19 protein-coding genes and 1 tRNA gene are annotated in these 21955 nt (G+C 70.7%); 4 read left to right on the top strand and 16 right to left on the bottom strand.

From position 1 onward, the window contains the following. Positions 1-4: 4 nt before the first annotated feature. Together ACZ6ZN_RS11905 and ACZ6ZN_RS11900 are read right to left on the bottom strand one after the other, a co-directional pair. On the bottom strand, positions 5-1018 hold the full coding sequence (locus ACZ6ZN_RS11905) for a carbohydrate ABC transporter permease (protein ID WP_451878005.1): 1014 nt from the start codon (positions 1016-1018) through the stop codon (positions 5-7). Between the two features lie 5 nt (positions 1019-1023). Beyond that, positions 1024-2328 (bottom strand): ABC transporter substrate-binding protein, encoded by a 1305-nt coding sequence (locus tag ACZ6ZN_RS11900; protein ID WP_398110119.1) that lies wholly within the window; start codon positions 2326-2328, stop codon positions 1024-1026. A 402-nt stretch (positions 2329-2730) separates the two neighbouring features. Between ACZ6ZN_RS11900 and ACZ6ZN_RS11895 the strand changes: the two genes are divergently transcribed. Next, on the top strand, positions 2731-3786 hold the full coding sequence (locus ACZ6ZN_RS11895; RefSeq protein WP_398110120.1) for a LacI family DNA-binding transcriptional regulator: 1056 nt from the start codon (positions 2731-2733) through the stop codon (positions 3784-3786). Between the two features lie 128 nt (positions 3787-3914). Here ACZ6ZN_RS11895 and ACZ6ZN_RS11890 read toward each other — a convergent pair. From ACZ6ZN_RS11890 to ACZ6ZN_RS11875, 4 genes are all read right to left on the bottom strand, one after another. Then, positions 3915-3987 (bottom strand) — tRNA-His (locus tag ACZ6ZN_RS11890). 115 nt (positions 3988-4102) lie between these two features. Beyond that, positions 4103-4705 (bottom strand): oligoribonuclease, encoded by a 603-nt coding sequence (gene orn / locus ACZ6ZN_RS11885; protein WP_398110121.1) that lies wholly within the window; start codon positions 4703-4705, stop codon positions 4103-4105. A gap of 158 nt (positions 4706-4863) precedes the next feature. Further along, a complete protein-coding gene (locus ACZ6ZN_RS11880) occupies positions 4864-6099 on the bottom strand; it encodes a helix-turn-helix domain-containing protein (protein ID WP_451877966.1) in 1236 nt (411 codons plus the stop codon). Positions 6100-6476: 377 nt separating this feature from the next. After that, complete coding sequence (locus ACZ6ZN_RS11875) at positions 6477-6809, bottom strand: hypothetical protein (protein ID WP_398110123.1); 333 nt, start codon at positions 6807-6809, stop codon at positions 6477-6479. 308 nt (positions 6810-7117) lie between these two features. On the opposite strand from ACZ6ZN_RS11875, the gene ACZ6ZN_RS11870 reads away from it, so the two are divergent. Beyond that, positions 7118-7645 carry a universal stress protein gene (locus tag ACZ6ZN_RS11870; RefSeq protein ID WP_398110124.1) on the top strand — a complete coding sequence of 176 codons (528 nt, stop codon included), beginning with the start codon at positions 7118-7120 and terminating at the stop codon, positions 7643-7645. A 124-nt stretch (positions 7646-7769) separates the two neighbouring features. Further along, entirely contained in the window at positions 7770-8330 is a 561-nt protein-coding gene (locus ACZ6ZN_RS11865; protein ID WP_451877967.1) for a hypothetical protein, read from the top strand. A gap of 180 nt (positions 8331-8510) precedes the next feature. Here ACZ6ZN_RS11865 and glmS read toward each other — a convergent pair whose 3' ends face one another. From glmS to ACZ6ZN_RS11850, 3 genes are all read right to left on the bottom strand, one after another. Next, positions 8511-10328 (bottom strand): glutamine--fructose-6-phosphate transaminase (isomerizing), encoded by a 1818-nt coding sequence (glmS, locus tag ACZ6ZN_RS11860; protein ID WP_469645338.1) that lies wholly within the window; start codon positions 10326-10328, stop codon positions 8511-8513. Positions 10329-10340: 12 nt separating this feature from the next. After that, a complete protein-coding gene (locus ACZ6ZN_RS11855) occupies positions 10341-10598 on the bottom strand; it encodes a hypothetical protein (protein ID WP_369196586.1) in 258 nt (85 codons plus the stop codon). A gap of 135 nt (positions 10599-10733) precedes the next feature. Beyond that, on the bottom strand, positions 10734-11615 hold the full coding sequence (locus ACZ6ZN_RS11850) for a DUF4429 domain-containing protein (RefSeq protein WP_469645336.1): 882 nt from the start codon (positions 11613-11615) through the stop codon (positions 10734-10736). Positions 11616-11764: 149 nt separating this feature from the next. Here ACZ6ZN_RS11850 and ACZ6ZN_RS11845 point away from each other — a divergent pair, with 149 nt between their 5' ends. Next, positions 11765-13294, top strand: coding sequence for a beta-N-acetylhexosaminidase (locus ACZ6ZN_RS11845; RefSeq protein ID WP_469645681.1), 1530 nt, complete (start codon positions 11765-11767; stop codon positions 13292-13294). 105 nt (positions 13295-13399) lie between these two features. On the opposite strand, the gene ACZ6ZN_RS11840 is transcribed toward ACZ6ZN_RS11845, so the two are convergent. The 7 genes from ACZ6ZN_RS11840 to ACZ6ZN_RS11810 all read right to left on the bottom strand — a co-directional run bounded on the left by ACZ6ZN_RS11840 (position 13400) and on the right by ACZ6ZN_RS11810 (position 21953). Beyond that, entirely contained in the window at positions 13400-15172 is a 1773-nt protein-coding gene (locus ACZ6ZN_RS11840) for an IucA/IucC family protein (protein ID WP_469645333.1), read from the bottom strand. After that, the gene (locus ACZ6ZN_RS11835; protein ID WP_469645331.1) at positions 15169-15720 is read right to left on the bottom strand and encodes a GNAT family N-acetyltransferase; all 552 of its coding nucleotides are present in this window, start codon (positions 15718-15720) and stop codon (positions 15169-15171) included. Before ACZ6ZN_RS11835 ends, ACZ6ZN_RS11840 begins: the two co-directional genes overlap by 4 nt. Continuing rightward, a complete protein-coding gene (locus tag ACZ6ZN_RS11830; protein ID WP_451877972.1) occupies positions 15717-16994 on the bottom strand; it encodes a lysine N(6)-hydroxylase/L-ornithine N(5)-oxygenase family protein in 1278 nt (425 codons plus the stop codon). Before ACZ6ZN_RS11830 ends, ACZ6ZN_RS11835 begins: the two co-directional genes overlap by 4 nt. Next, a complete protein-coding gene (desA, locus tag ACZ6ZN_RS11825; protein WP_398110131.1) occupies positions 16978-18420 on the bottom strand; it encodes a lysine decarboxylase DesA in 1443 nt (480 codons plus the stop codon). Before desA ends, ACZ6ZN_RS11830 begins: the two co-directional genes overlap by 17 nt. A 154-nt stretch (positions 18421-18574) precedes the next feature. Beyond that, on the bottom strand, positions 18575-19417 hold the full coding sequence (locus ACZ6ZN_RS11820) for a siderophore-interacting protein (protein ID WP_469645327.1): 843 nt from the start codon (positions 19415-19417) through the stop codon (positions 18575-18577). Positions 19418-19541: 124 nt separating this feature from the next. Beyond that, a complete protein-coding gene (locus ACZ6ZN_RS11815) occupies positions 19542-20585 on the bottom strand; it encodes an ABC transporter substrate-binding protein (RefSeq protein WP_469645325.1) in 1044 nt (347 codons plus the stop codon). 207 nt (positions 20586-20792) lie between these two features. After that, positions 20793-21953: an acyl-CoA dehydrogenase family protein gene (locus ACZ6ZN_RS11810; RefSeq protein ID WP_398110134.1), complete on the bottom strand. Its 1161-nt coding sequence runs from the start codon at positions 21951-21953 to the stop codon at positions 20793-20795. Between the last annotated feature and the right edge of the window lie 2 nt (positions 21954-21955).

The raw sequence follows: 21955 nt of genomic DNA, 5'->3' as shown, positions 1-21955 counted from the left end.
CTCCTTAGCTACTGGCGCGCAGCCGGCGCGAGATGACGTAGTTGACGATGCCGATGACGATCAGGATGAGGAACATCGTCCACGCGATCGCCGAGGCCCGGCCGAGGTGCTGGTTCACCCAGCCCTGTTCGTACAGGTACAGGCCCAGGGTCTGGAACTGGTGCTCGGCGCCGCCCGAGGCGCCCTTGTTGGCGTCGAACAGCAGCGGTTCGCCGAAGACCTGGCTGGCGCCGATGGTGGACACGACGACCGTGAACAGGATCGTGGGCCGCAGCGACGGCAGCGTCACGTGGAAGAACTGCTGCCAGCGATTGGCGCCGTCCAGCGCCGCCGACTCGTACAGGTCGTTCGGGATGGCCTGCATCGCCGCCAGGTAGATCAGCGCGTTGTAGCCGGTCCAGCGCCAGATGATGATGGTGGAGACGGCGATCTGCGAGGGCCACCGGTCGTTCTGCCAGTCGATGTGGTCGATGCCGACCATGTTCAGAACCCAGTTGATCATGCCGTAGTCGCGGCCGAAGAGCAGCACGAACACCAGGGAGGCGGCGGCGATCGAGGTGGCGTACGGCGCGAGCATCACGACCCGGTAGAAGGTCGAACCGCGCAGCTTGTAGTTGAGGATGTGGGCGATGCCCATGGCCATCAGCAGCTGCGGCACCGTGGAGATGATGCCGATGGTCAGGGTGTTCTTCGCCGCGTTCCAGAAGAAGTCGTCGTCGAAGATCCGGGTGTAGTTGCGCAGCCCCACCCAGTTCATGTCGGTGGGCGCCGTGAGTTCCACCTGGTGCAGCGAGGCCCAGCCCGTGTAGATCAGCGGGAACAGGCCGAAGGCCACGAACAGCAGGAAGAACGGCGAGACGAAGGCGTACGGGCTCCAGCGCACGTCCCGCTGCCAGCGTCGGGACAACCGGGCCCGGCGGCGCTCGTCCGGCGCGGACGGCGTGCCCGTCGCCGGACGGGCCGGGGCCGCGCCCCCCTCCTTGGAGGGGAGCGCGGCGGTGTCGGGGCGGGTGGCCATACGGGTCACTTGTCCAGGTTGTTGTCGATGGTCTTCACGGCCGTGTTCCAGGCCTCCTCGGGCGACTTGCCCTTGGTGACCAGCACCAGACCGTTGTCGTTCAGCGCCGACCCGATGATCTGGTCCTTCGGGCCGATGACCTGGACCGGGCTCGTCTCGGCCGCCTCGGCGAAGATCTTGCCGATCGGGGCGTCACCGGTCATCTTGTTCTTCGCGTTCTGCACGGCCGGGGTGTCGTACGCCGACGGCGTGCTGGGGAAGCTGCCGCGCTTCTCGAACAGCTTCGCCTGCTGCTCCGGAGCGGTCAGCCAGGCGGCCAGCTCGGTGGCCTCCTTCACGTGCTTGCCGCTCTTGGGCACGCTGAGGAAGGAGCCGCCCCAGTTGCCGGACTTGGGCGCGGGGGCCACGTCCCACTTGCCCTGGGCCTCCGGCTTGGACTTGCTTTCGATGTAGCCGAGCATCCACGGCGGGCAGGACATCGCCGCGAACTTGCCGTTGGCGATGGTGGTGTCCCAGGCCGGCTGGAACTGGGTCTGCGCGCCCACCAGTCCGTCCTCGGCCGCCTTCGCGGTCATCATGAAGGACTTCTTGACGACCGGGTTGTCCTTGTAGATGACCTCGCCGGACTCGTCGTAGTAGCGGACCTTCTCGCTGGACATGATGGCGCTCATCAGTCCGCCGGGGGAGTCCATGAACGTGGTGCCCTTGGGCGCCTTCTTCTTGTACTCCTGGCCGACGTCGATCAGCTTCTGCCAGTCGCCCGACCACTTCTTCGCCAGCTCGTCGCGGTCGGTCGGCAGGCCGGCCTTCTCGAACAGGTCCTTGCGGTAGCAGATGGCCATCGGGCCGACGTCGGTGCCCAGACCTATCGTCTGGCCCTCCTTGGTGGTGGCCTGCTGCCACTTCCAGTCGAGGTAGTTGTCCTTCTTCACGCCGGGGGCCTTGGAGAGGTCCTCGAGCTTGCCCGCCTGGGTGGCCACGACCTCGGCGATGTTGCCGACCTCGACGCCCTGGATGTCCATCAGGCCGCTGTTGGTCGTGAGGTGGTTGACCAGCGCCGGATAGTAGTTCTCGTTGCGCTCGGTGACGTTCTCCTGGATCTTGACGTCGGGGTGGAGCTTCTCGTACTCCGCGTAGAGTCCGGCCTCCTTGAAGCCGAAGGTGCCGAACAGACCCAGGGTGATGACGGTCTTGCCGCCACCGCCGCCCGACGAATCCGAGTCGCTGCCGCCGTCGTCGGCACAACCGGCCAGCAGTCCGGCGCCCAGCGACGCCACCGCCGCCAGCACTACCGCCCTACGTGCTCGCATCTGAGGTCCTCCTGTTGCCCTGACGTGCCGACCCCCCGGGCCAACTGCATTGTTGGGCCCTTTTTACTCGCTGCGGCTCGGGTGGGGAACGTGCGGGATGTGTATGTGTCAGGTACTGTGGGAGCGCTCCCACCAGTGATGTGTTGAAGGGTTGCGGGTCGGGGCGAGGGTGTCAAGGGACCGAGCACGGCGAAATGCGTTCAGTTATCGGGCTGTTAACTCGGCCCGTCGGGGCGCTCGCGGACCGGCGGCCCTGACTCGTTTCCGCCGCCGTACCGTACGTGCCGACCGTGCGGCGGCCAAGCGGAAGGCGCCGGGAGCTTCGGCTCGCAGGGGCGGTCACCGGCTCTGACGGGGCTGTTAGATTCCAGCCAGCGTGACACACGACGGAAGGCGGAGCCCATGGCAAGCCACGGAGCGCGGGGCCGGAGCGGGGGCCGGCCCACCCTCGAAGAGGTGGCGGCGCGCGCCGGTGTGGGCCGCGGCACCGTCTCCCGGGTGATCAACGGTTCACCCCGGGTCAGCGACGCCACCCGCGCCGCGGTCGAGGCGGCGGTCGCCGAGCTCGGCTACGTCCCCAACACCGCGGCGCGCGCCCTGGCCGCGAACCGCACGGACGCGATCGCGCTGGTCGTGCCCGAGCCGGAGACCCGGTTCTTCGCGGAGCCGTACTTCTCGGACATGCTCAAGGGCGTCGGGGCGGAGCTGTCGGAGACGGAGATGCAGCTGCTGCTGATCTTCGCCGGCAGTGACCGCGAGCGTCAGCGCCTCGCCCAGTACCTCGCGGCCCACCGGGTGGACGGTGTGCTGCTGGTCTCGGTGCACGCGGACGACCCGCTGCCCGACCTGCTCGCGCAGCTTGAGATCCCCGCGGTCATCAGCGGCCCCCGCTCGGCCGGGGAGACACTGGCCTCGGTGGACTCGGACAACTACGGCGGCGCCCGGCAGGCCGTGGAGCACCTGCTCTCCCGCGGCCGGCGCCGCGTCGCCCACATCACCGGCCGCCTCGACGTCTACGGTGCCCAGCGCCGTATCGACGGCTACCGCGACGCCCTGAGCGACGCCGGTCACGCGGCGGACGAGACGCTGATCGAGGCGGGCGACTTCACCGAGGACGGCGGTCTGCGCGCGATGACGGCGCTGCTGGAGCGCCACCCGGACCTGGACGCGGTCTTCGCCGCCTCCGACGTCACCGCGGCCGGCGCCCGCCAGGCCCTGCGGGAGGCGGGCCGCCGCATCCCGGACGACGTGGCGCTCGTCGGTTACGACGACTCCGCCATAGCCCGGCACATGGACCCGCCCCTCACCAGCGTCCGCCAGCCCATCGAGGAGATGGGCCGCCGGATGATCGACCTCCTGCTGTCCGAGATCGCCGATCGCCGCCCGGCGGCGGCCCGGGGGCTTCAGCGGCGCCAGCTGGTCCTGGCGACGGAGCTGGTGCCGCGGGCGTCCTCCTGACGGCGGGTGCGGGCCGTTCGTCGCGGAACGGCCCGCTCGCGCGGGGGAGTCGGGGCGCCGTGGGCCGCCCGCCGGGAACACGAACGAGGGGCTCTCCCGGTCTCCCGGGAAAGCCCCTCGTCCTTCAGGGTGAGTGACGGGACTCGAACCCGCGGCATCCTGGACCACAACCAGGTGCTCTACCAGCTGAGCTACACCCACCATGACCGGTGTGGAGATCAGTGTCTTCCCCGACCGGCCGAGAAAAAGTGTACAGGGTCCGAAGGGGTGCTCGCGCCCGCCTTTCGCGGCGCCCCTCGGCGGTCCCCGGTCCGGCCTACTGCGCAGGCAGGACGTGCTTCGCCGCGATCGTCCGCGCGGTGTCGGAGTCGGGCCCGGGCTGCGGGACGAAGACGGCCTCGCGGTAGTAGCGCAGCTCCGCGATGGACTCGCGGATGTCGGCCAGGGCGCGGTGGTTGCCGTTCTTCTGCGGACTGTTGAAGTACGCCCTCGGGTACCAGCGGCGGGCCAGCTCCTTGATCGACGACACGTCGACGATCCGGTAGTGCAGGTAGTCCTCCAGCGTGGGCATGTCCCGCAGCAGGAAGCCGCGGTCGGTGCCGACGGAGTTGCCGCACAGCGGGGCCTTGCCGGGCTCCTTGACGTGCTCCTTCACATACGCCAGGACCTGTTCCTCGGCGTCCTTCAGGGTCGTGCCGTTCTCCAGCACCGCGAGCAGGCCGGAGGCGGTGTGCATCTCGCGCACCACGTCCGGCATCGTCTCCAGGGCCTGGTCCGGCGGCCGGATGACGATGTCCACGCCCTCGCCGAGCACGTTCAGCTCGGAGTCCGTGACGAGGGCGGCCACCTCGATGAGCGCGTCGTCCGACAGCGAGAGGCCGGTCATCTCGCAGTCGATCCACACCATGCGATCGTTCATGCGCCCAACCCTACGGCGCGGGGTGCTCGACGCGACTGCCGTGTCCCCGGCTGCGGCGGCTCCCGCGGGCCGCAGTGCGCCGACCGCCGTCCTCGACGGCCGGGGGGAGCGGGAGCGGGCGGGCCGGCGTCCTGCCGGCCCGCCCGGTGGCTACCGCCTCACGTTCCGCTGCGCTGGCCCGGCAGGCTCGCCGAGAGGGTCGGGGACGCTCCGACCGCGCTCGCCGCAGCCGTGCGGCGGGACTGGTGCGGTACGGGATGGTCCGGGTGCAGCGGGGTGGGCACCTGGGCGTGGTGACCCGGGTGACCGGGATGGCCCGGCATGCCGGAGCCGTGGCCGCCCGGGGCGGTCTCGGACTCCTGCGGACGCTCGCCCTGCGGCCGCCGGGCACGGTACGCCGCCCGGTACGCGGCCGGGGAGGAACCCAGCTGCCGCCGGAAGTGCCCGCGCAGGGCGACCGGCGACCGGAAGCCACAGCGCCCGGCCACCTCGTCCACCGAGTAGTCGGACGTCTCCAGCAGCCGCTGCGCCTGGAGCACCCGCTGCGTGATCAGCCACTGCAGCGGAGCGCTCCCGGTCAGCGAGCGGAAGCGCCGGTCGAACGTGCGCCGGCTCATGTACGCGCGGGCCGCCAGCGTCTCCACGTCGAACTGCTCGTGGAGGTGCTCCAGCGCCCAGGCGACGACCTCGGCGAGCGGGTCGGCGCCGATCTCCTCGGGTAAAGACCTGTCGAGGTAGCGCTCCTGCCCGCCGCTGCGGCGCGGCGGCACGACGAGCCGCCTCGCCAGGGCCCCGGCAGCCTCGTTGCCGTGGTCCGTGCGCACGATGTGCAGGCACAGGTCGATGCCCGCCGCGGTGCCCGCCGAGGTCAGCACGTCGCCGTCGTCGACGAACAGCTCACGCGGGTCCACGTGCACCGACGGATAGCGTTTGGCCAGCGTCGGTGCGTACATCCAGTGGGTGGTCGCCGGACGGCCGTCCAGCAGACCGGCCGCCGCCAGCACGAAGGCGCCGGTGCACAGCCCGACGATGCGGGCGCCCTCCTCGTGGGCGCGGCGCAGCGCGTCGAGCGCCTCCTCCGGTGGCGGTGAGGTGATCGAACGCCAGGCCGGCACGACGACCGTGCCCGCGCGTGAGATCGCCTCCAGGCCGTGTGGTGCGGTGAGTTCGAGGCCCCCTGTGGTCCGCAGCGGGCCTTCCTCGCCTCCGCACACCAGTAGTCGGTAGCGCGGTACGCCGGCGTCCTGGCGGTCAACCCCGAACACCGACAGCGGTATGGAACTCTCGAAGATGGGGCCGCCGCTGAACAGCAGCACCGCGACGATCTCCTTGCGGCGTCGCCCGGAGAGTTTCCGGGCCGCGGTTTCCGGCGCGGCAGTGGAGTCGTGGCTCATCCTGCTAAGCCCCCCTCGGTGGTCGCGGCTCCTCGGTTGTGTCGCTCCTGCACGTTTCCCCTCGGTCCTGCACGAGTCCCCCGCCGTAGACAGTCAAGATCGAATCTACTGTGTCGCATTGCGCCGCAGTGGCCGGTTCGGCACTCGGCACATTGTCGACTTGGCAACTTGGCGTAAAGCATTCGATCACGAAGCGTTGCACTCGTGGGGCGTGCAGGGAAGTGCGCCTCGTCGCAGTGGCCAATCCACGTAGGGTGCGCGGTCGCCCGGAGACCCTTTCCGTGCAGGTCGAACGGGGGTTGGGGGGTGGTGGGGCGGGGGGACGTACGGGTACGAGAAGTTGGCTGAAAACCAGCGTGCCGGGGTACGGAAACCGGTCAGCCGACCGGTGTCTCTCCTCCAGTGTGCCGTCCGCCGCGATGGGACCCCGTCCCCGTGCGGTGGCGCCTGCCCCGGTGGGGGGCCCGGTCCTCGGCCGCGAGCCGGGCCGCGCCGCGCTCGGACTGGCGCAGCAGGACGCGGCAGACGCCCGTGACGGCCGCGAGCCCGAGGGCCGTGCCGGCCGCGCCGGCGAGGGTGGCGCCGTAGGCGAGGAGCACGACCGGGACGAGCAGGCAGCTGAAGACCGCCCAGCGGACCACGTCCGTCGCGGTGTCCCGCCGCGGCGGGGTCGCGCGGTCCGCCCGGGGGGCGGGGCGTGGTGCGGACATGGCGGGGCTCCCTGTGGCGTGGCTCACGGGGTTCAACGCGCGGCCGGGGCGTCGGTCACTGTGTCGCCCGATGACGGCCACGGGTCAGTGCATCCTGTGCAAACCGCCTGTACAGGGCAGCAACCATTGCGTTACGGGCGTCGCCTCGTGCATGCTCCCTGGAACCCGCACGCACGACGGGCGGGAGCTGCGCCGAAGAAGCGTGCCGCCGTACCCTTGTGGGTATGGGGTTGGGAAGACCATTCCCGGACACAGCTCCGCCGCACCCTGTTGTCCCACCCATAAAGGATCACAACGCCGAGACAGCCATGGCCGGTCACGAATTCTTCGAACCCGCGGACCGCAAGCGGCCCGTCGCCGATCCCACGGCGGCCGAGCCCTTGGCGGCGGAAGAGCCACGCCATTCGTGCGATCCCGCTTTCAAGCACGGGGTCGTCGTCGGCTTCGACGGCTCGACGTCCAGCGAGCGGGCCCTGGCCTACGCGATCGGCATGGCCCATCGCTCCGGGTCGGGCCTGATCATCGTGCATGTCGCCAACCGGCTGCCGACCACCGTGTGGGCGGGCTGCGAGCCCCCCGTCTTCGTGGACGTGCCGGACCACCGGACCGAGGTGCTCGGGCTGGAGCTGGCCTGCGCGGACTACCTCGCCGAGGTGCCCTGGATCCTGGTCGAGCGCGGCGGTGACATCTGCCACGAGCTCGAGGAGGTCGGCCGGGAGTACGAGGCGGACGCCATCGTCGTCGGATCGACCCACGGCCTCGTCGGACGGATCTTCGGGTCCGTCGCGGGGCGGCTCGCCAAGCGGGCGCAGCGGCCCGTCGTCGTCATTCCCTGATCCCCCCCCGCCGCCCAACTCCCTTGTGCCCGCGCGAATCTCCTCGCGCGCGGAGGTGTTTGTGCCCTTGTGAAGGGCATATACGGGACATCGCACCACTGCACCTGCACGAAGGGAGCCCGCCGTGGACAAAGACGTTCCCGCGGGAAGCGGAATCACGACCGTGGCCGGTCGACTCGCCCTCGGAATCACCCTGTTGGCCTTCGGTCTGGGCAACACCGCCGTGCTCGACGGCGTCTCGGCCGCCGACGCCTCGTCGATCGCCCAGTACGTGGGTGGAGCAGCCCTGTTCGTCGCCGGGGTGGTGGCCCTGCGCGAGGGCGACGCCGCCGGCGGCACGGCGTTCTCCGTGCTCGGGGCGCTGTGGTTCACCTGGGCCGTGACCGACGCCGGCTCCGGCAACGGGGCAGGGCTGTTCCTGCTGCTGTTCGCCCTCGCGGCGCTGTCCCTCACGCTGGCGGGCGGGGATCGGCTCGGACGGGGCGTGTACGGGCTGTTCTTCGTGGCCCTGGTGCTGCTCGCGGTCGCCGCGTTCGCGGAGAACGACGCGCTCGCGAAGGTCGGGGGCTGGTTCGCCGTCGCCGCGGGCGCGGTGGCGTGGTACGCGGCGACCGCCGCGTTGGCGCACTGGCCGACGGCACTCCCGGGACGCGCTGCCGGCCGGGGAGTGACGGCCACCGGTTAGCCGCGCAGGCCGGGGAGTTGGGCGGCTTCCCGGCGATGAAACGGACCCCCCGTGCGTGGTGGCAGCACGTGGGGGTCCGTCCCGTTCGAGTGGCCTGTGCGGGTGCGTGGGGGTTGCTCGCGCCCACGCGGCGGAGCCGCACGTCGATCCAGCCTCGCGCCCCCGAGCCAAGAGGGGCGACTACTCCACCGTCACCGACTTGGCCAGGTTGCGGGGCTTGTCGATGTCGCGGCCGAGGGCCAGCGCCGTGTGGTAGGCGAGGAGCTGGAGCGGGATGCCCATCAGGATCGGGTCCAGCTCGTCCTCGTTCTTCGGGACGACGATCGTCTCGTCGGCCTTCTCCTGGTGCTGGTGGGCCACCGCGAGGATCCTGCCGCTGCGGGCCTTGATCTCCTCCATGGCGGCGCGGTTCTTCTCCAGCAGGTCGTCGTCGGGGACGATGGCGACCGTGGGGAGGGCCGGCTCGATCAGGGCCAGCGGGCCGTGCTTGAGCTCGGAGGCCGGGTAGGCCTCGGCGTGGATGTAGGAGACCTCCTTGAGCTTCAGGGAGGCCTCACGGGCCACCGGGTAGCCCCGGACGCGGCCGATGAAGAGCATCGAGCGGGCCTCGGCGAACTGCTGGGCCAGCTTCTTGACGTCCTCCTCCTGCTCCATGATCTCGGCGATCTGCGCGGGCAGCTTCCGCAGGCCCTCGATGATGCGCTTGCCGTCGCGGACCGACAGGTCGCGGGTGCGGCCGAGGTGCAGGGCGAGCAGGGCGAAGGCGACCGTGGTGTTGGTGAAGCACTTGGTGGAGACGACGCAGACCTCGGGGCCGGCGTGCACGTAGATGCCGCCGTCCGCCTCGCGGGCGATCGCCGAGCCGACCACGTTCACCACGCCCAGGACGCGCGCGCCCTTGCGCTTGAGCTCCTGCACGGCGGCCAGCACGTCGTAGGTCTCGCCGGACTGGGAGACGGCGACGTAGAGGGTGTCGGGGTCGACGACCGCGTTGCGGTAGCGGAACTCCGAGGCGGGCTCGGCGTCGGCGGGGATGCGGGCCAGTTCCTCGATCATCTGGGCGCCGATCATGCCCGCGTGGTACGAGGTGCCGCAGCCGAGGATCTTCACGCGGCGGATGCGCCGGGCCTCGCGGGCGTCCAGGTTCAGGCCGCCCAGGTGCACGGTGGAGAAGCGGTCGTCGATGCGGCCGCGCAGCACGCGGTCCACGGCGTCGGCCTGCTCGTGGATCTCCTTGTGCATGTAGGTGTCGTGGCCGCCCATGTCGTAGGAGGCGGCCTCCCACTCGACGGTGGTGGGCTCGGCCGTGGTGCGGGTGCCCTCGGTGGTGTAGGTGCGGAAGTCGTCGGCCTTGAGGGTGGCCATCTCGCCGTCGTCGAGGGTGACGATCTGGCGGGTGTGGGCGACCAGCGCGGCGATGTCCGAGGCGACGAACATCTCCTTCTCGCCGATGCCGAGGACGACGGGCGAGCCGTTGCGGGCCGCGACGATCCGGTCGGGGAAGTCGGCGTGCATGACGGCGATGCCGTAGGTGCCCTCCACCAGCCGGAGGGTCTCGCGGACCTTGTCCTCCAGCTTGTCCGCCTGCGAGCGGGCGATGAGGTGGGTGAGGACCTCGGTGTCGGTCTCGGAGAGGAACTCGACGCCGTCCGCCTCCAGCTTGCGGCGCAGGTCGGAGGCGTTGTCGATGATGCCGTTGTGCACGACGGCGACCTTGTTGTCGGCCGACATGTGCGGGTGGGCGTTGGCGTCGGACGGGGCGCCGTGGGTGGCCCAGCGGGTGTGGGCGATGCCGGTCGTGCCCTTGAAGCGGGCCGGGACCTTGGCCTCCAGGTCGCGGACGCGGCCCTTGGCCTTGACCATCTTCAGGCCCGAGGCCTTCGGGGACGTGACGACGATGCCCGCGGAGTCGTAGCCGCGGTACTCCAGGCGCTGCAGGCCCTCCAGGAGCAGGGGCGCGACGTCACGCTTCCCGATGTAACCGACGATTCCGCACATGTATACGTATTCCTAGCCGTAGACGATGCGCCGCAGCTGCCGGAGCGAGAGCTCCGGCGGGGCCACCGCGCGGTACTTGAGGTCCGCCTCGATCCGCTCGAAGATCGCCGCGTTCACCAGGCCCTGGGCCTGGAGCTCGCGGTGGCGGCGACGGACGTACTCCTCGGTCGTCTCGTCGAAGTAGGCGAGCACGTCCTGGATCACGCGCAGCGCCTCGCCCCGGCCGAGGGGGCTGGACCGCGTCAGATGATCAACGAGTTCGTCGTGCACCCGATGATCCTGAGGCACGGGCCGCTCTTTCGCAAGAATCCTGCCCGATTCCGGGCAAGCAGCTCGTGCGGAGTGCTGGGAGCGGCGTCGAACGGGGTATTTCGGACGCCAAGGGCACCCCCCGCGTGGGCCGGGTCACATCCGTCGGAGGACCGCCTGCTTGGCCAGCGCGAACTCGTCGTCCGTGAGCACGCCCGTGCGGTGCAGCTCCCCCAGTTCGCGCAGGCGCCGCAGCAGGGCGTCGTGGTCGTCCTCGGCGGGGGCGGCCGGGGGAGCGGGCACCTCGGGCCGCACGTCCTCCGCGTCGCCGGCGGGCCGGGCCGGATGCGGAAGCCTGGCCTGGACCGCCGCCGCGACCAGCGCCATCAGCGGGTCCTTCTTGAAGCCCCACAGCTCCACGGCGTTCGGGTCGTACTTGGCCGGGGTCTTGGTGGGCGCGTTGCGCACGGTGAAGCGCAGGTGGCCGTGCTCCAGCCCGGCCGCGGGCTGCCACTCCACGCCGGTGACGTCGGCGAGCGCGAGCGTACGGGCCCCGGCGGCGGCCTTGGCGTCCTCCGTCTTCCAGTTCCACTCCAGGCGTATGCGCTCGCCGTCGAAGCTCGCGGTGCCGTCCCCGGCGGACGCCGAGAGGGGTACGCCGGGGCCGGGCAGCAGGAACTCGGTGACGGGGCCGGCCGGTACCCGGTCCAGCAGCAGCGCGTTGCGCACCTCGTCGGCGAGGTACTCCGCGACGCCGTAGCGGTCGGGCTCGACGACGAGCTGGTACGGGTCGTGGGGCTCGGTGAGCCGTCCGCCGGTCGCGTGCAGCAGAGGATCGGCCCCGGCGCGCAGGCGCAGGCGCAGCCGGCCGGCCTTCTTGCCCTGCTCGAACGAGACGCCCGCCAACGCGCCCAGCGGGACGGTCAGTTCACCCAGTTCCCTGCGCAGCACGCTGACGTTCCTGTCCCGTCCGGGCGTCAGCCGCAAGGCGTCGCCGTCGAAGAGCCACGTGCCGTCCCTCTGGATGATTTCCGCCATGGGGTGGATTGTTCCACCCGTCTCACGAGAGAGTGGTCCAGACCTCTTGGAGCTCAACGGCTCACGGAAGGGACGGTTTTGTGAGGAACGGTCTCGTAGGACAGCACCACAGAACGCTTCGCCTTCTCGGTTCCCTGCTGCTCGTCGCGATGGGCGTCTGCGCCACCGGCGCCACCCCGGCCCGTGCGGCGGCTCCCACCCCGCTGGACCGGGTCGTCCCGGCACCCTCGTCCGTCACGCCCGGCGGCGCCCCGTTCCGGATCACGCGCGGGACGCACATCCGCGTCGACGGCTCGCGCGAGGCGCGGCAGGTCGCGCAGTACCTCGCGGACCTCCTGCGGCCCTCCACCGGCTACCGCCTGCCGGTCACCGCACACGGCGAGGGCGGCATCCGACTGGCCCTCACCCGCGGCGACCTCGGCGCCGAGGGCTACCGGCTGAGCAGTTCCCCCCGGTCGGTCACCATCAGCGCCAGGACCTCCGCGGGCCTCTTCCACGGCGTGCAGACCCTGCGCCAGCTCCTGCCCGCGGCCGTCGAGAAGGACACGGTCCAGCCCGGCCCGTGGACGGTCGCCGGCGGCACCGTCACCGACAGCCCGCGCTACGCCTGGCGCGGGGCCATGCTCGACGTCTCGCGGCACTTCTTCACCGTGGAGCAGGTCAAGCGCTACATCGACCAGCTCGCCCTGTACAAGCTCAACAAGCTGCACCTGCACCTCAGCGACGACCAGGGCTGGCGCCTCGCCATCGACTCCTGGCCGCGCCTCGCCACCCACGGCGGCTCCACGGAGGTCGGCGGCGGCCCCGGCGGCCACTACACCAAGGCCGACTACCAGGAGATCGTGCGCTACGCCGCCTCCCGCCACCTGGAGGTCGTCCCCGAGATCGACATGCCCGGCCACACCAACGCCGCCCTCGCCTCCTACGCCGAGCTGAACTGCGACGGCGTGGCCCCGCCGCTGTACACCGGCACCGAGGTCGGCTTCAGCTCGCTGTGCGTCGGCAAGGACGTCACCTACGACTTCGTCGACGACGTGATCCGCGAGGTGGCCGCGCTCACCCCCGGCAGGTACCTGCACATCGGCGGCGACGAGGCGCACTCCACCAGCCACGAGGACTACGCGCGGTTCATGGACCGGGTGCAGCCGATCGTGGCGAAGTACGGCAAGACCGTGGTCGGCTGGCACCAGCTGACCGGGGCGACCCCGGCGAAGGGCGCCCTCGCGCAGTACTGGGGCCTGGACCGCACGTCGGCGGAGGAGAAGGCGCGGGTGGTGAAGGCCGCGCAGAACGGCACGGGGCTGATCCTGTCCCCGGCCGACCGGCTCTACCTCGACATGAAGTACACCAAGGACACGCCCCTGGGGCTGTCCTGGGCGGGGTACGTCGAGGTGCAGCGCTCCTACGACTGGGACCCCGGGGCCTATCTGCCGGGAGTGCCGGAGGGCGCGGTGCAGGGGGTGGAGGCGCCGATGTGGTCGGAGACGCTGGAGGAGTCCGGGCACATCGAGTTCATGGCGTTCCCGCGCCTGCCCGGCGTCGCCGAGCTGGGGTGGTCGCCGGCTGCCTCCCACGACTGGGAGCGGTACCGGGTGCGGCTCGCCGCGCAGGCGGAGCGGTGGGACGCCCTGGGCATCCAGTGGTACCGGTCGCCGCAGGTGCCGTGGAGTGCGCGGTGACGTGTCCGCGGGCCGGTGGGGGCTGAGCGCGCGGTTCCCCGCGCCCCCGACGGCACGACGGGCACCCCGGAGGACCGTACTCCGGGGTGCCCGTCCGTCCTGGGGTCAGAAGCCGGCGATCGGGTTCTTCAGGGTGCCGATCAGCTGGAGGGCTCCCGACGGGTCGGCCAGGTCGACCATCTGCCGGTTGTTGCGCAGCTGGAGGCGGTTGAGGCAGGAGAGGGCGAACTCCGGGGCGAACATGTCGTACCGGCGGAACTTGTCGGCGAGCTCCGGCACCGACTCCTGGTACTCCCGGGTGACCTCGGCGACCGTGCGCCAGAAGTCGTCCTCGGCCAGGACGCCCTCGGCGGCGAGGTTCGCCGCGAGGAAGCGGAAGAAGCAGTCGAAGACGTCCGTGAAGATCGACAGCAGCTTCGTGTCCTCGGGGACGTCCACCCGCAGCCGCTCGACCGCCGGCGGCAGCACCGCGTCGACGTCCATGACCGCGATCTCCTCGGCGATGTCCTTGTAGACCGCCCGCTGCACCACCCCGTCCTTCAGCACCAGGATCACGTTCTCGCCGTGCGGCATGTACACCAGGTCGTAGGCGTAGAAGCTGTGCAGCAGCGGGGTGAAGTAGGCCCGCAGGTAGCGGCGCAGCCACTCCGTCGGGGAGAGGCCCGACTGCTCGATCAGCGCGCCCGCGATCGACGCGCCCCGGTCGTCGACGTGCACCAGGGACGCCATCGTGGCCAGGGACTCGCCCTCCTCCAGCGACGGCACGGGGCTCTCCCGCCACAGCGCGGCGAGCATCTTGCGGTAGGGCGAGTACCGGTCGGTCGCCTGCTCGTACTCCAGGTGCCGGTAGCCGACGGCGGCCCGCTCCCGGATGATCGACAGGCCGGTGGACCTCAGCACCGGGTCGCCCTCGATGAGCTGGGCCAGCCAGTCGTTGATGGCGGGGGTGGCCTCCATGTAGGCCGCCGACAGGCCGCGCATGAAGCCCATGTTGACGACGGACAGGGCCGTCTTGACGTAGTGCTTCTCGGGGCTGGTCCGGTTGAAGAAGGTCCGGATGGACTGCTGGGCCAGGTACTCGTCGTCGCCCTCGCCCAGGCACACCAGGTGCCGCCGCGCGATCTCGGCGGCGAAGGTGACGGAGAGCTTGTTCCACCACTGCCAGGGATGGACCGGGATGAACAGGTAGTCGGCCGGGTCGAGGTCCTGCTCGCGCAGCACGGCGTGGAAGCGCTCGACGGTCTCGCCGCCCAGCTCCTCGCGCAGGAACGACTCGTACTCGACGCCGGCGCCGGCCGTGAACGCGGCCCGCGAGCGGTGAGCCGCCAGCCAGACCAGCCGGACCGGGCTCGCCGTCTCCGGCGCGTACGACAGGTACTCGTGGATGCCGAACCCGAGCCGCCCGTTGTTGGCCACGAAGCAGGGGTGGCCCTCGGTCATCGAGGTCTCGATGGTCTGGAAGTCGGCGCGCGCCAGCTCCGCCGCCGGCACGGCCGGCTGGGTGAGCTTGTAGCAGGTGCCGGACAGGGTGGAGGAGATCTCCTCCAGGTAGACCGGCAGGATCTCGTCGCTCAGGCCCAGCGACTTCTGCATCTCGATGAAGAAGTCCAGGGCGGACAGCGGGACGTCGGTGCCGTCCCGGTGCCGGGTGATCGACTCGGCGTCGACCTGCCAGTGGTCGAGGGCCCGGATCACCGCGGTGAAGGTGTACCGGGTCAGCCCGTCGTCGCTGCGAACGGTGTACCGGCCCTCGCCGTCGGCCTCCGGGGTGAGGAGGCGCTCGTGCGTGAACTCGGCGAGCGCCTTGCGGATCAGCAGGCGGTTGGCCCGCGCCCAGCGGTGGGGGGACAGGTGCGCCACGGCGTCGGACAGGGTCATACGGCTACTCCTCGGGCGGCCAGGAACTGTTCACGCGTGCAGAAGCTCAGCAGCGCGCGCTTCTCCGGCTTGTCGATCTCGCGTTCGGCCACGAAACCGACGGCCTCGTTGAGCGCGTGTACTGCCTTGTTGCCGACGTCGGGCTCCACCACGACCCGCCGGGTGCGCGGGTCGGCGAACAGCTCCTCCATCACGGTCGTGATGACGGCCCGGGTGAAACCGTGGATCGGCCGGTCGGTCGGCGCGACCAGGAAGTGCATGCCGACGTCGCCGGGCTGCGGTTCGTACAGCCCCACCAGCTCCACGTACCGGGGGTCGTACCTCTCCATGAGGAACGCGGGCCGGCCCTCGTGCAGGCCGAGGAAGGCGTCGTGGTGCTCGTGCGCCGCGATCCGCATGTACTCGCGCTCGACGTCCTGGAGCCTGGCGTCCTGCATCATCCAGTAGGCCGCCTTGGGGTGGGTGACCCAGGTGTGCACCACCTCGGCGTCCTTCAGCGGGTCGAGGGGCCGCACGGTGAGCCGGCCGATGCCGGTGCTGTCGGTCATACGGCGAACTCCTGGAACGCGATCGTCTTCTCCACCGGGTAGTACTCCGAGCCGAGCAGCTCGCGGATGATGTACGCGTTCCGGTACGGGCCCATGCCCAGGTCGGGGCTGGTGATGCTGTGCGTGTGGACACCGGCGTTCTGCAGGAACACGCCCCGGCCGGTGACGTCGACGGCGTAGTTGCGCGCCACGTCGAAGTTCCCGTGCGAGTCGTAGACGAGGCGGTCCTTCACCGGTGCCAGGAACTCCGGCTCGGCGTATCTGTAGCCGGTGGCGAGGACCAGGCCGTCGGAGACCAGCTCGAAGTCCTTGCCCTGCTCCTCCTGGCGGAAGCCGAGCGTGTAGGTGCCGTTGTCGTACCGGGCGCTGTTCAGCGAGGAGTTGGTGAGCAGCCGGGTGGGGACGGGGCCGGCGAGGTTCTTCTGGTAGAGCAGGTCGAAGATCTCGTTGATCAGGTCGCCGTCGATGCCCTTGAACAGGCCCTTCTGCTCGGCCGTCAGGCGGTAGCGGGTCGCCTCGGGCAGCTCGCGGAAGTAGTCGACGTACTCGGGGGACGTCATCTCCAGCGTGAGCTTGGTGTACTCCAGCGGGAAGAAGCGCGGGGAGCGGGTCACCCAGTTGAGCCGGTAGCCGTGGACGTCGATCTCGCTGAGCAGGTCCTGGTAGATCTCGGCGGCCGACTGGCCCGAGCCGACCAGGGTGATGGACTCCTTCTTCTGCAGCTCCGCCTTGTGCTGGAGGTAGCGGGAGTTGTGGAGGAAGTCGCCGCCCAGGTCGCGGCACGCCTCGGGGATGTGGGGCGGGGTGCCGGTGCCGAGCACGAGGTGCCGGGCGCGGTAGGTGTCGCCGCCGGCGGTGTGGACGACGTACAGCTCGTCCTCGTACGTCACCTCGGTGACGGTGGTGCCGAAGCGGATGCTGCTCAGCTTGCCCGCGGCCCAGCGGCAGTAGTCGTCGTACTCGACGCGCAGCGGGTAGAAGTTCTCCCGGATGTAGAACGAGTACAGCCGGCCCTTCTCCTTCAGGTAGTTGAGGAAGGAGTACGGGGAGGTGGGGTCGGCGAGGGTGACCAGGTCCGACATGAACGGGGTCTGGAGGTGGGCGCCGTCCAGGAACATGCCGGCGTGCCACTCGAAGTCGGGCTTGGACTCCAGGAAGACGCCGTCGAGTTCCTCGATGGGCTCGGTGAGGCAGGCCAGGCCGAGGTTGAAGGGGCCGAGCCCGATGCCCACGAAGTCGTGGGTGCTGGTTCGGTTGTCAGGACGCGCGGTCAAGGGACTCTCCCAGGTACTGCTCGGCGTGGCCGGCGATCAGGTCGAGGACGGCGGCGATGTCGGACACCGTCGTCTCGGGGTTCAGCAGGGTGAACTTCAGGTAGTGGCGGCTGCCGACCTTGGTGCCCGCGACGACGGCGTCCCCGGAGGCGAACAGGGCCTTGCGGGCGTAGAGGTTGGCGCGGTCGATCTCGGCCGGGTCGGTGACGGCCGCCGGGATGTAGCGGAAGACCAGGGTGGACAGGCTCGGTTCGACGACGACGTCGAAGCGCGGGTCCGCGGCGAGCAGCCGCCAGCCCTCCCGGGCCAGTTCGCACACCTCGTCGAAGAGCTGCCCGATGCCGTCGGCGCCCATGGTCCGCAGGGTCATCCACAGCTTCAGGGCGTCGAAGCGGCGCGTGGTCTGCAGCGACTTGTCCACCTGGTTGGGGATACGTTCCTGCACCATGCGGCGCGGGTTGAGGTACTCGGCGTGGTAGGTGGCGTGCCGGAGGGTGGCGGCGTCCCGGACCAGGACGGCGGAGGAACTCACCGGCTGGAAGAAGGACTTGTGGTAGTCGACGGTGACGGAGTCGGCGCGCTCGATGCCGGCCAGGCGGTCCCGGTGCTTGAGGGAGGCGAGCAGGCCGCAGCCGTAGGCGGCGTCGACGTGCATCCACGTGCCGAACTGCTCGCACAGCTCGGCGATCTCGGGCAGCGGGTCGATGGAGCCGAAGTCGGTGGTGCCGGCGGTGGCGACGACGGCCATGGGGACGAGGCCGGCCTCCGCGCAGCGCTCCAGCTCGCGGGCGAGGGCGACGGTCTGCATGCGCTTGTCGTGGTCGACGGGGACGGACACCACGGCGTCCGGTCCGAGCCCGAGGAGCTTGGCGGACTTCTTCACGCTGAAGTGGCTGACCTCGGAGGCGAAGATGCGCAGGTCCGCGAACGTGTCGGTCTTGGCCTCCTCCCGGGCGAGCAGCAGCGCCTGGAGGTTGGACTGGGTGCCGCCGGAGGTGAACACGCCGTCGGCGTTCTCGCCGAGGCCGATGCGGGCGTTCGTCCAGTCGACGAGCTTGCGCTCGATGAGGGTGCCGCCGGCCGACTGGTCCCAGGTGTCCAGGGAGGAGTTGACGGCGGACAGGACGGCCTCGCCGAGCACGGCCGGGATGACGACCGGGCAGTTGAGGTGGGCCAGGTAGCGGGGGTGGTGGAAGTAGACGGCGTCCCGGAGGTAGACCTCCTCCAGTTCGTCGAGCACCGCGGCCGTGTCGTGCAGCGGCTGGTCGAGGTCGATCCCGTCGATGCGGGGCGCGAGGGCGTCGACGGTCACACCGGTGAACGGCCGGTCGGTGGCGGCGAGTTTGGCGGCCACCCGCTCGACTCCGGCGGTCACGGAGCGGCGATACTGCTCCGCGGTGGTGTCGTTGAGCAGGTGCGAGCGCATGTGCGGGTCCTCCGGTGGGGACAGTCCGGGGCGGAACGGTGACGGGCTGAACCGCGGGTTCAACTTAGGTTAGCCTAACCTAAGTTCCCGGTGGGAGGGGTGGGGGTCCGTCCGTGACCGTGATCACGCCGGCCGCATGGCCGCCCGACGCTCCCTAGCCCTCGGCGCGCAACTGCTCCTCGCTGACGCCCCGGCGCCAGTAGCCGACGAACGTGACCCGGCGGCGGTCGACGCCGCGCTCCGCCACGAAGTGCCGGCGCAGCTCCTTCACGCGCCCCGATTCACCGGCCAGCCAGACGTAGGGCCGCCGGGCGGGGCCGAACTCCGCCGTCCGGACGGCGTCCAGGGCGGCGGGTGCCCCCGCGTCCCGCACGAGCCAGGTGATCTCGGCGTCCGCCCGGGTCGACAGGTCCTGGACGTCCCCGGCGTGGGGCACCTCCAGCCACACCCGGGCGCGGGTGCCCGCCGGCAGCGACTCGACGACGGCCGAGGCGGCCGGCACGGCGGTCTCGTCGCCCCAGACGACCACGAGGTCGCTGTCCGCGGGGGGCCGGAAGCGGATCGCCCGGTTGTCGGCGACGGCCGGCCCCAGCAGCAGCACCCGGTCGCCCGCGGCGGCCCGGGCCGCCCAGCGGGCGGCGGGACCGGCCTCGCCGTGGGCGCCCGGCCCGACGCCGTGCAGGACGAAGTCGACGTCGATCTCGTCCGGATCCCGGCGCAGCGCGCGCAGGGTGTACGACCGCATCACCGCCCGTACGTCGTCCGGCAGTTCGCGCCAGCCCTGCCACCAGCCGTCCCCCAACTCCACGGGCACGACCGGCTCGGACTGTCCCGGGTGCGGCAGGAACAGCGACAGCGACTGGTCGCGGCCCTCGGAGTGGAAGGCGTGCAGATCGGGTCCCGCGAAGGTGACCCGGGCCAGGGACGGGCCGAGCCGCCTCGTCCGCACGACCTGGAGGGAGAAGAACCGGAACGGGGCGGCCACGGCGGTGGTCATGAGGGCTCCTGGTGTGTCACCGGGCGGTGGGGGTGGCGCCCCGTCGGGGGCGCGGGGAACCGCGCGACCGGTCACACGCGGCCCGCGGCCGCCGCTCGCGCGCGGTTCCCCGGGCGGAAGGCGGTCAGCCGACCTTCTTGGCCGTCTCGATCGCCTTCGCCAGGTTCTCCACCAGCGGCACGCACTTGTCGTAGGACAGGATCGGCTCGGCCGAACGCGGGATGACCTGACCGGCCTTGACCGCGGGCAGCTTCTTCCACGTCCCCTTGGTGATGTCGGCCGGCTGGATGGCCGAGGTGCGGTCGTCCATCATGATGATGTCGGCCCGGTACTTGTCGACGTTCTCCCAGCTGAGGCTCTCGAACCAGCCGCCGCCCTGGGTCTTGGCCTTCTCCGGCGGCTCGACGAAGTTCACGCCGAGCGCCTTGAAGTACTCCAGGTCGATGGAGAGGTTGGTGCCGGAGACGTAGAACAGCTCCTGGCTCGCGGAGCCGGCCATCACCCTGATGTCGGGGTGGGCTTTGGCGGCCTTGCGCAGCCGCTCGGAGGCCGCCTCGAAGCGCTTCTTGGCGTCCGTGGCCTTCGCGGCCTTCATGTCGCCGCCCAGGGACTCGGCCAGCTCCCACATCCGCTGCAGCGGGGCGGTGAGCTGACGGTCGTAGACGGAGATGCCGACGCTCGGGGCCAGCTTGGCGATCTTGTCCTTGGAGCCGTCCGGGACGTACCAGAGGGTGCCGGCGTCGTCGAACATGGTGGAGATCAGCACGTCCGGTGCGAGGGCCGCGTACTTCTCGACGCTGAACTGGTCCCAGGTGTTGCCGAGGATCGTCACCTTGCTGACGTCCATGTCGCCGGCCTGGACATCGGCCTTGCCGTCCTGGGTCTTCGTGGGGCCGAAGACGCCCTTCACCTCGACGCCGTAGTCGTACAGGGCGGCGGCGACACCGGTGAACGCGACGATGTTCGCGGGGACCTTGCCGAGCTTCACGGTCGTGCCGCGGTCGTCCTTGAACGACCAGGAGTCGGACGCGCCGGCGCCCTTGGCGTCGGAGCCGCCGTCCTTGGAGTCCTCACTGCCACACGCGGTCACGAGGGCGCCGAGCCCGAGGGCACCACCGGCGGCGAGCAGGCCGCGACGGGAGAGACGGGCGGTTCTGGCGTTCGACATGACGGGGTCTGCTTTCGTGCGTACGGAGCCACTGCGGGCACGGCCGACAGCCGCTTGGCTGAAATCAGGCTTAGGTTAGCCTAACCTCGGTATCTGTCCAGGGGGGCCCTGGGATGTGTGCCCGAGGGCGGGGCGCGGAATGCGAACGGGCGCAGTGACACGGATCACTGCGCCCGCCCTCCGGCCCCTCGGCCGGGTGCCGCCGTCTCAGCCGACCAGCCCCAACTCCCGGGCGATCAGCATGCGCTGGACCTCGCTCGTGCCCTCGCCGATCTCGAGGATCTTGGAGTCACGCCACATGCGCGCGACCGGGTACTCGTTCATGAAGCCGTAGCCGCCGTGGATCTGGGTGGCCTCGCGGGCGTTGTCCACCGCGACCGTGGACGAGTGGAGCTTGGCCAGGGCCGCCTCCTTCTTGAAGGACGCGCCGGTCACCAGACGGGCCGCCGCGTCGCGCCAGGCCAGACGGGCCGTGTGGGCCTTCATCTCCATGTCCGCGATCTTGAACTGGATGGCCTGGTTCGACCCGATCGGCTTGCCGAACGCGTGGCGCTCCTTGGCGTACTTGACCGACTCGTCGACACAGCCCTGCGCCAGACCCGTCGCCAGCGCCGCGATGGCGACGCGGCCCTCGTCGAGGATGCGCAGGAACTGGGCGTAACCGCGGCCCTCTTCGCCCAACAGGTTCGCCGCCGGGACGCGGACGTCCGCGAAGGACAGCTCGCGGGTGTCCGAGGCGTTCCAGCCGACCTTGGAGTACGGGGCCGCGACCGTGAAGCCGGGCGTGCCCGAGGGGACGATGATCGAGGAGATCTGCGGCCGGCCGTCGGGCTTGCGGCCCGTGACCGCCGTGACCGTCACCAGGCCCGTGATGTCCGTGCCCGAGTTGGTGATGAAGCACTTGGTGCCGTTGATGACCCACTCGTTCGTCGACTCGTCGAGCCGGGCCGTCGTCCGGGTCGCGCCCGCGTCGCTGCCGCCGTCCGGCTCGGTCAGGCCGAACGCGCCCAGGATCTCGCCCGCGCACAGGCGGGGGAGCCACTCCTGCTTCTGGGCCTCGGTGCCGTACAGGTGGATCGGCATCGCCCCGAGCGAGACGCCCGCCTCCAGGGTGATGGCGATCGAGGAGTCGACCCGGGCCAGCTCCTCCAGGGCCACGCCGAGCGCCAGGTAGTCACCGCCCATGCCGCCGTACTCCTCCGGGAACGGCAGGCCGAACAGGCCCATGCGGCCCATCTCCCGCACGATCTCGTACGGGAACTCGTGCCGCTCGTAGAAGTCGCCGATCTTCGGCGCCACCACCTCGTGGGCGAACTCCTCGACCGTGCGCCGGAGTTCCTCCAGTTCGGGGGAGAGACGGTAGTCCATGG

This window comes from Streptomyces sp. NPDC053665, assembly GCF_055585285.1.
The sequence above is the reverse complement of the archived record's forward strand: the minus strand, read 5'-3'. Positions and strand labels throughout refer to the sequence as shown.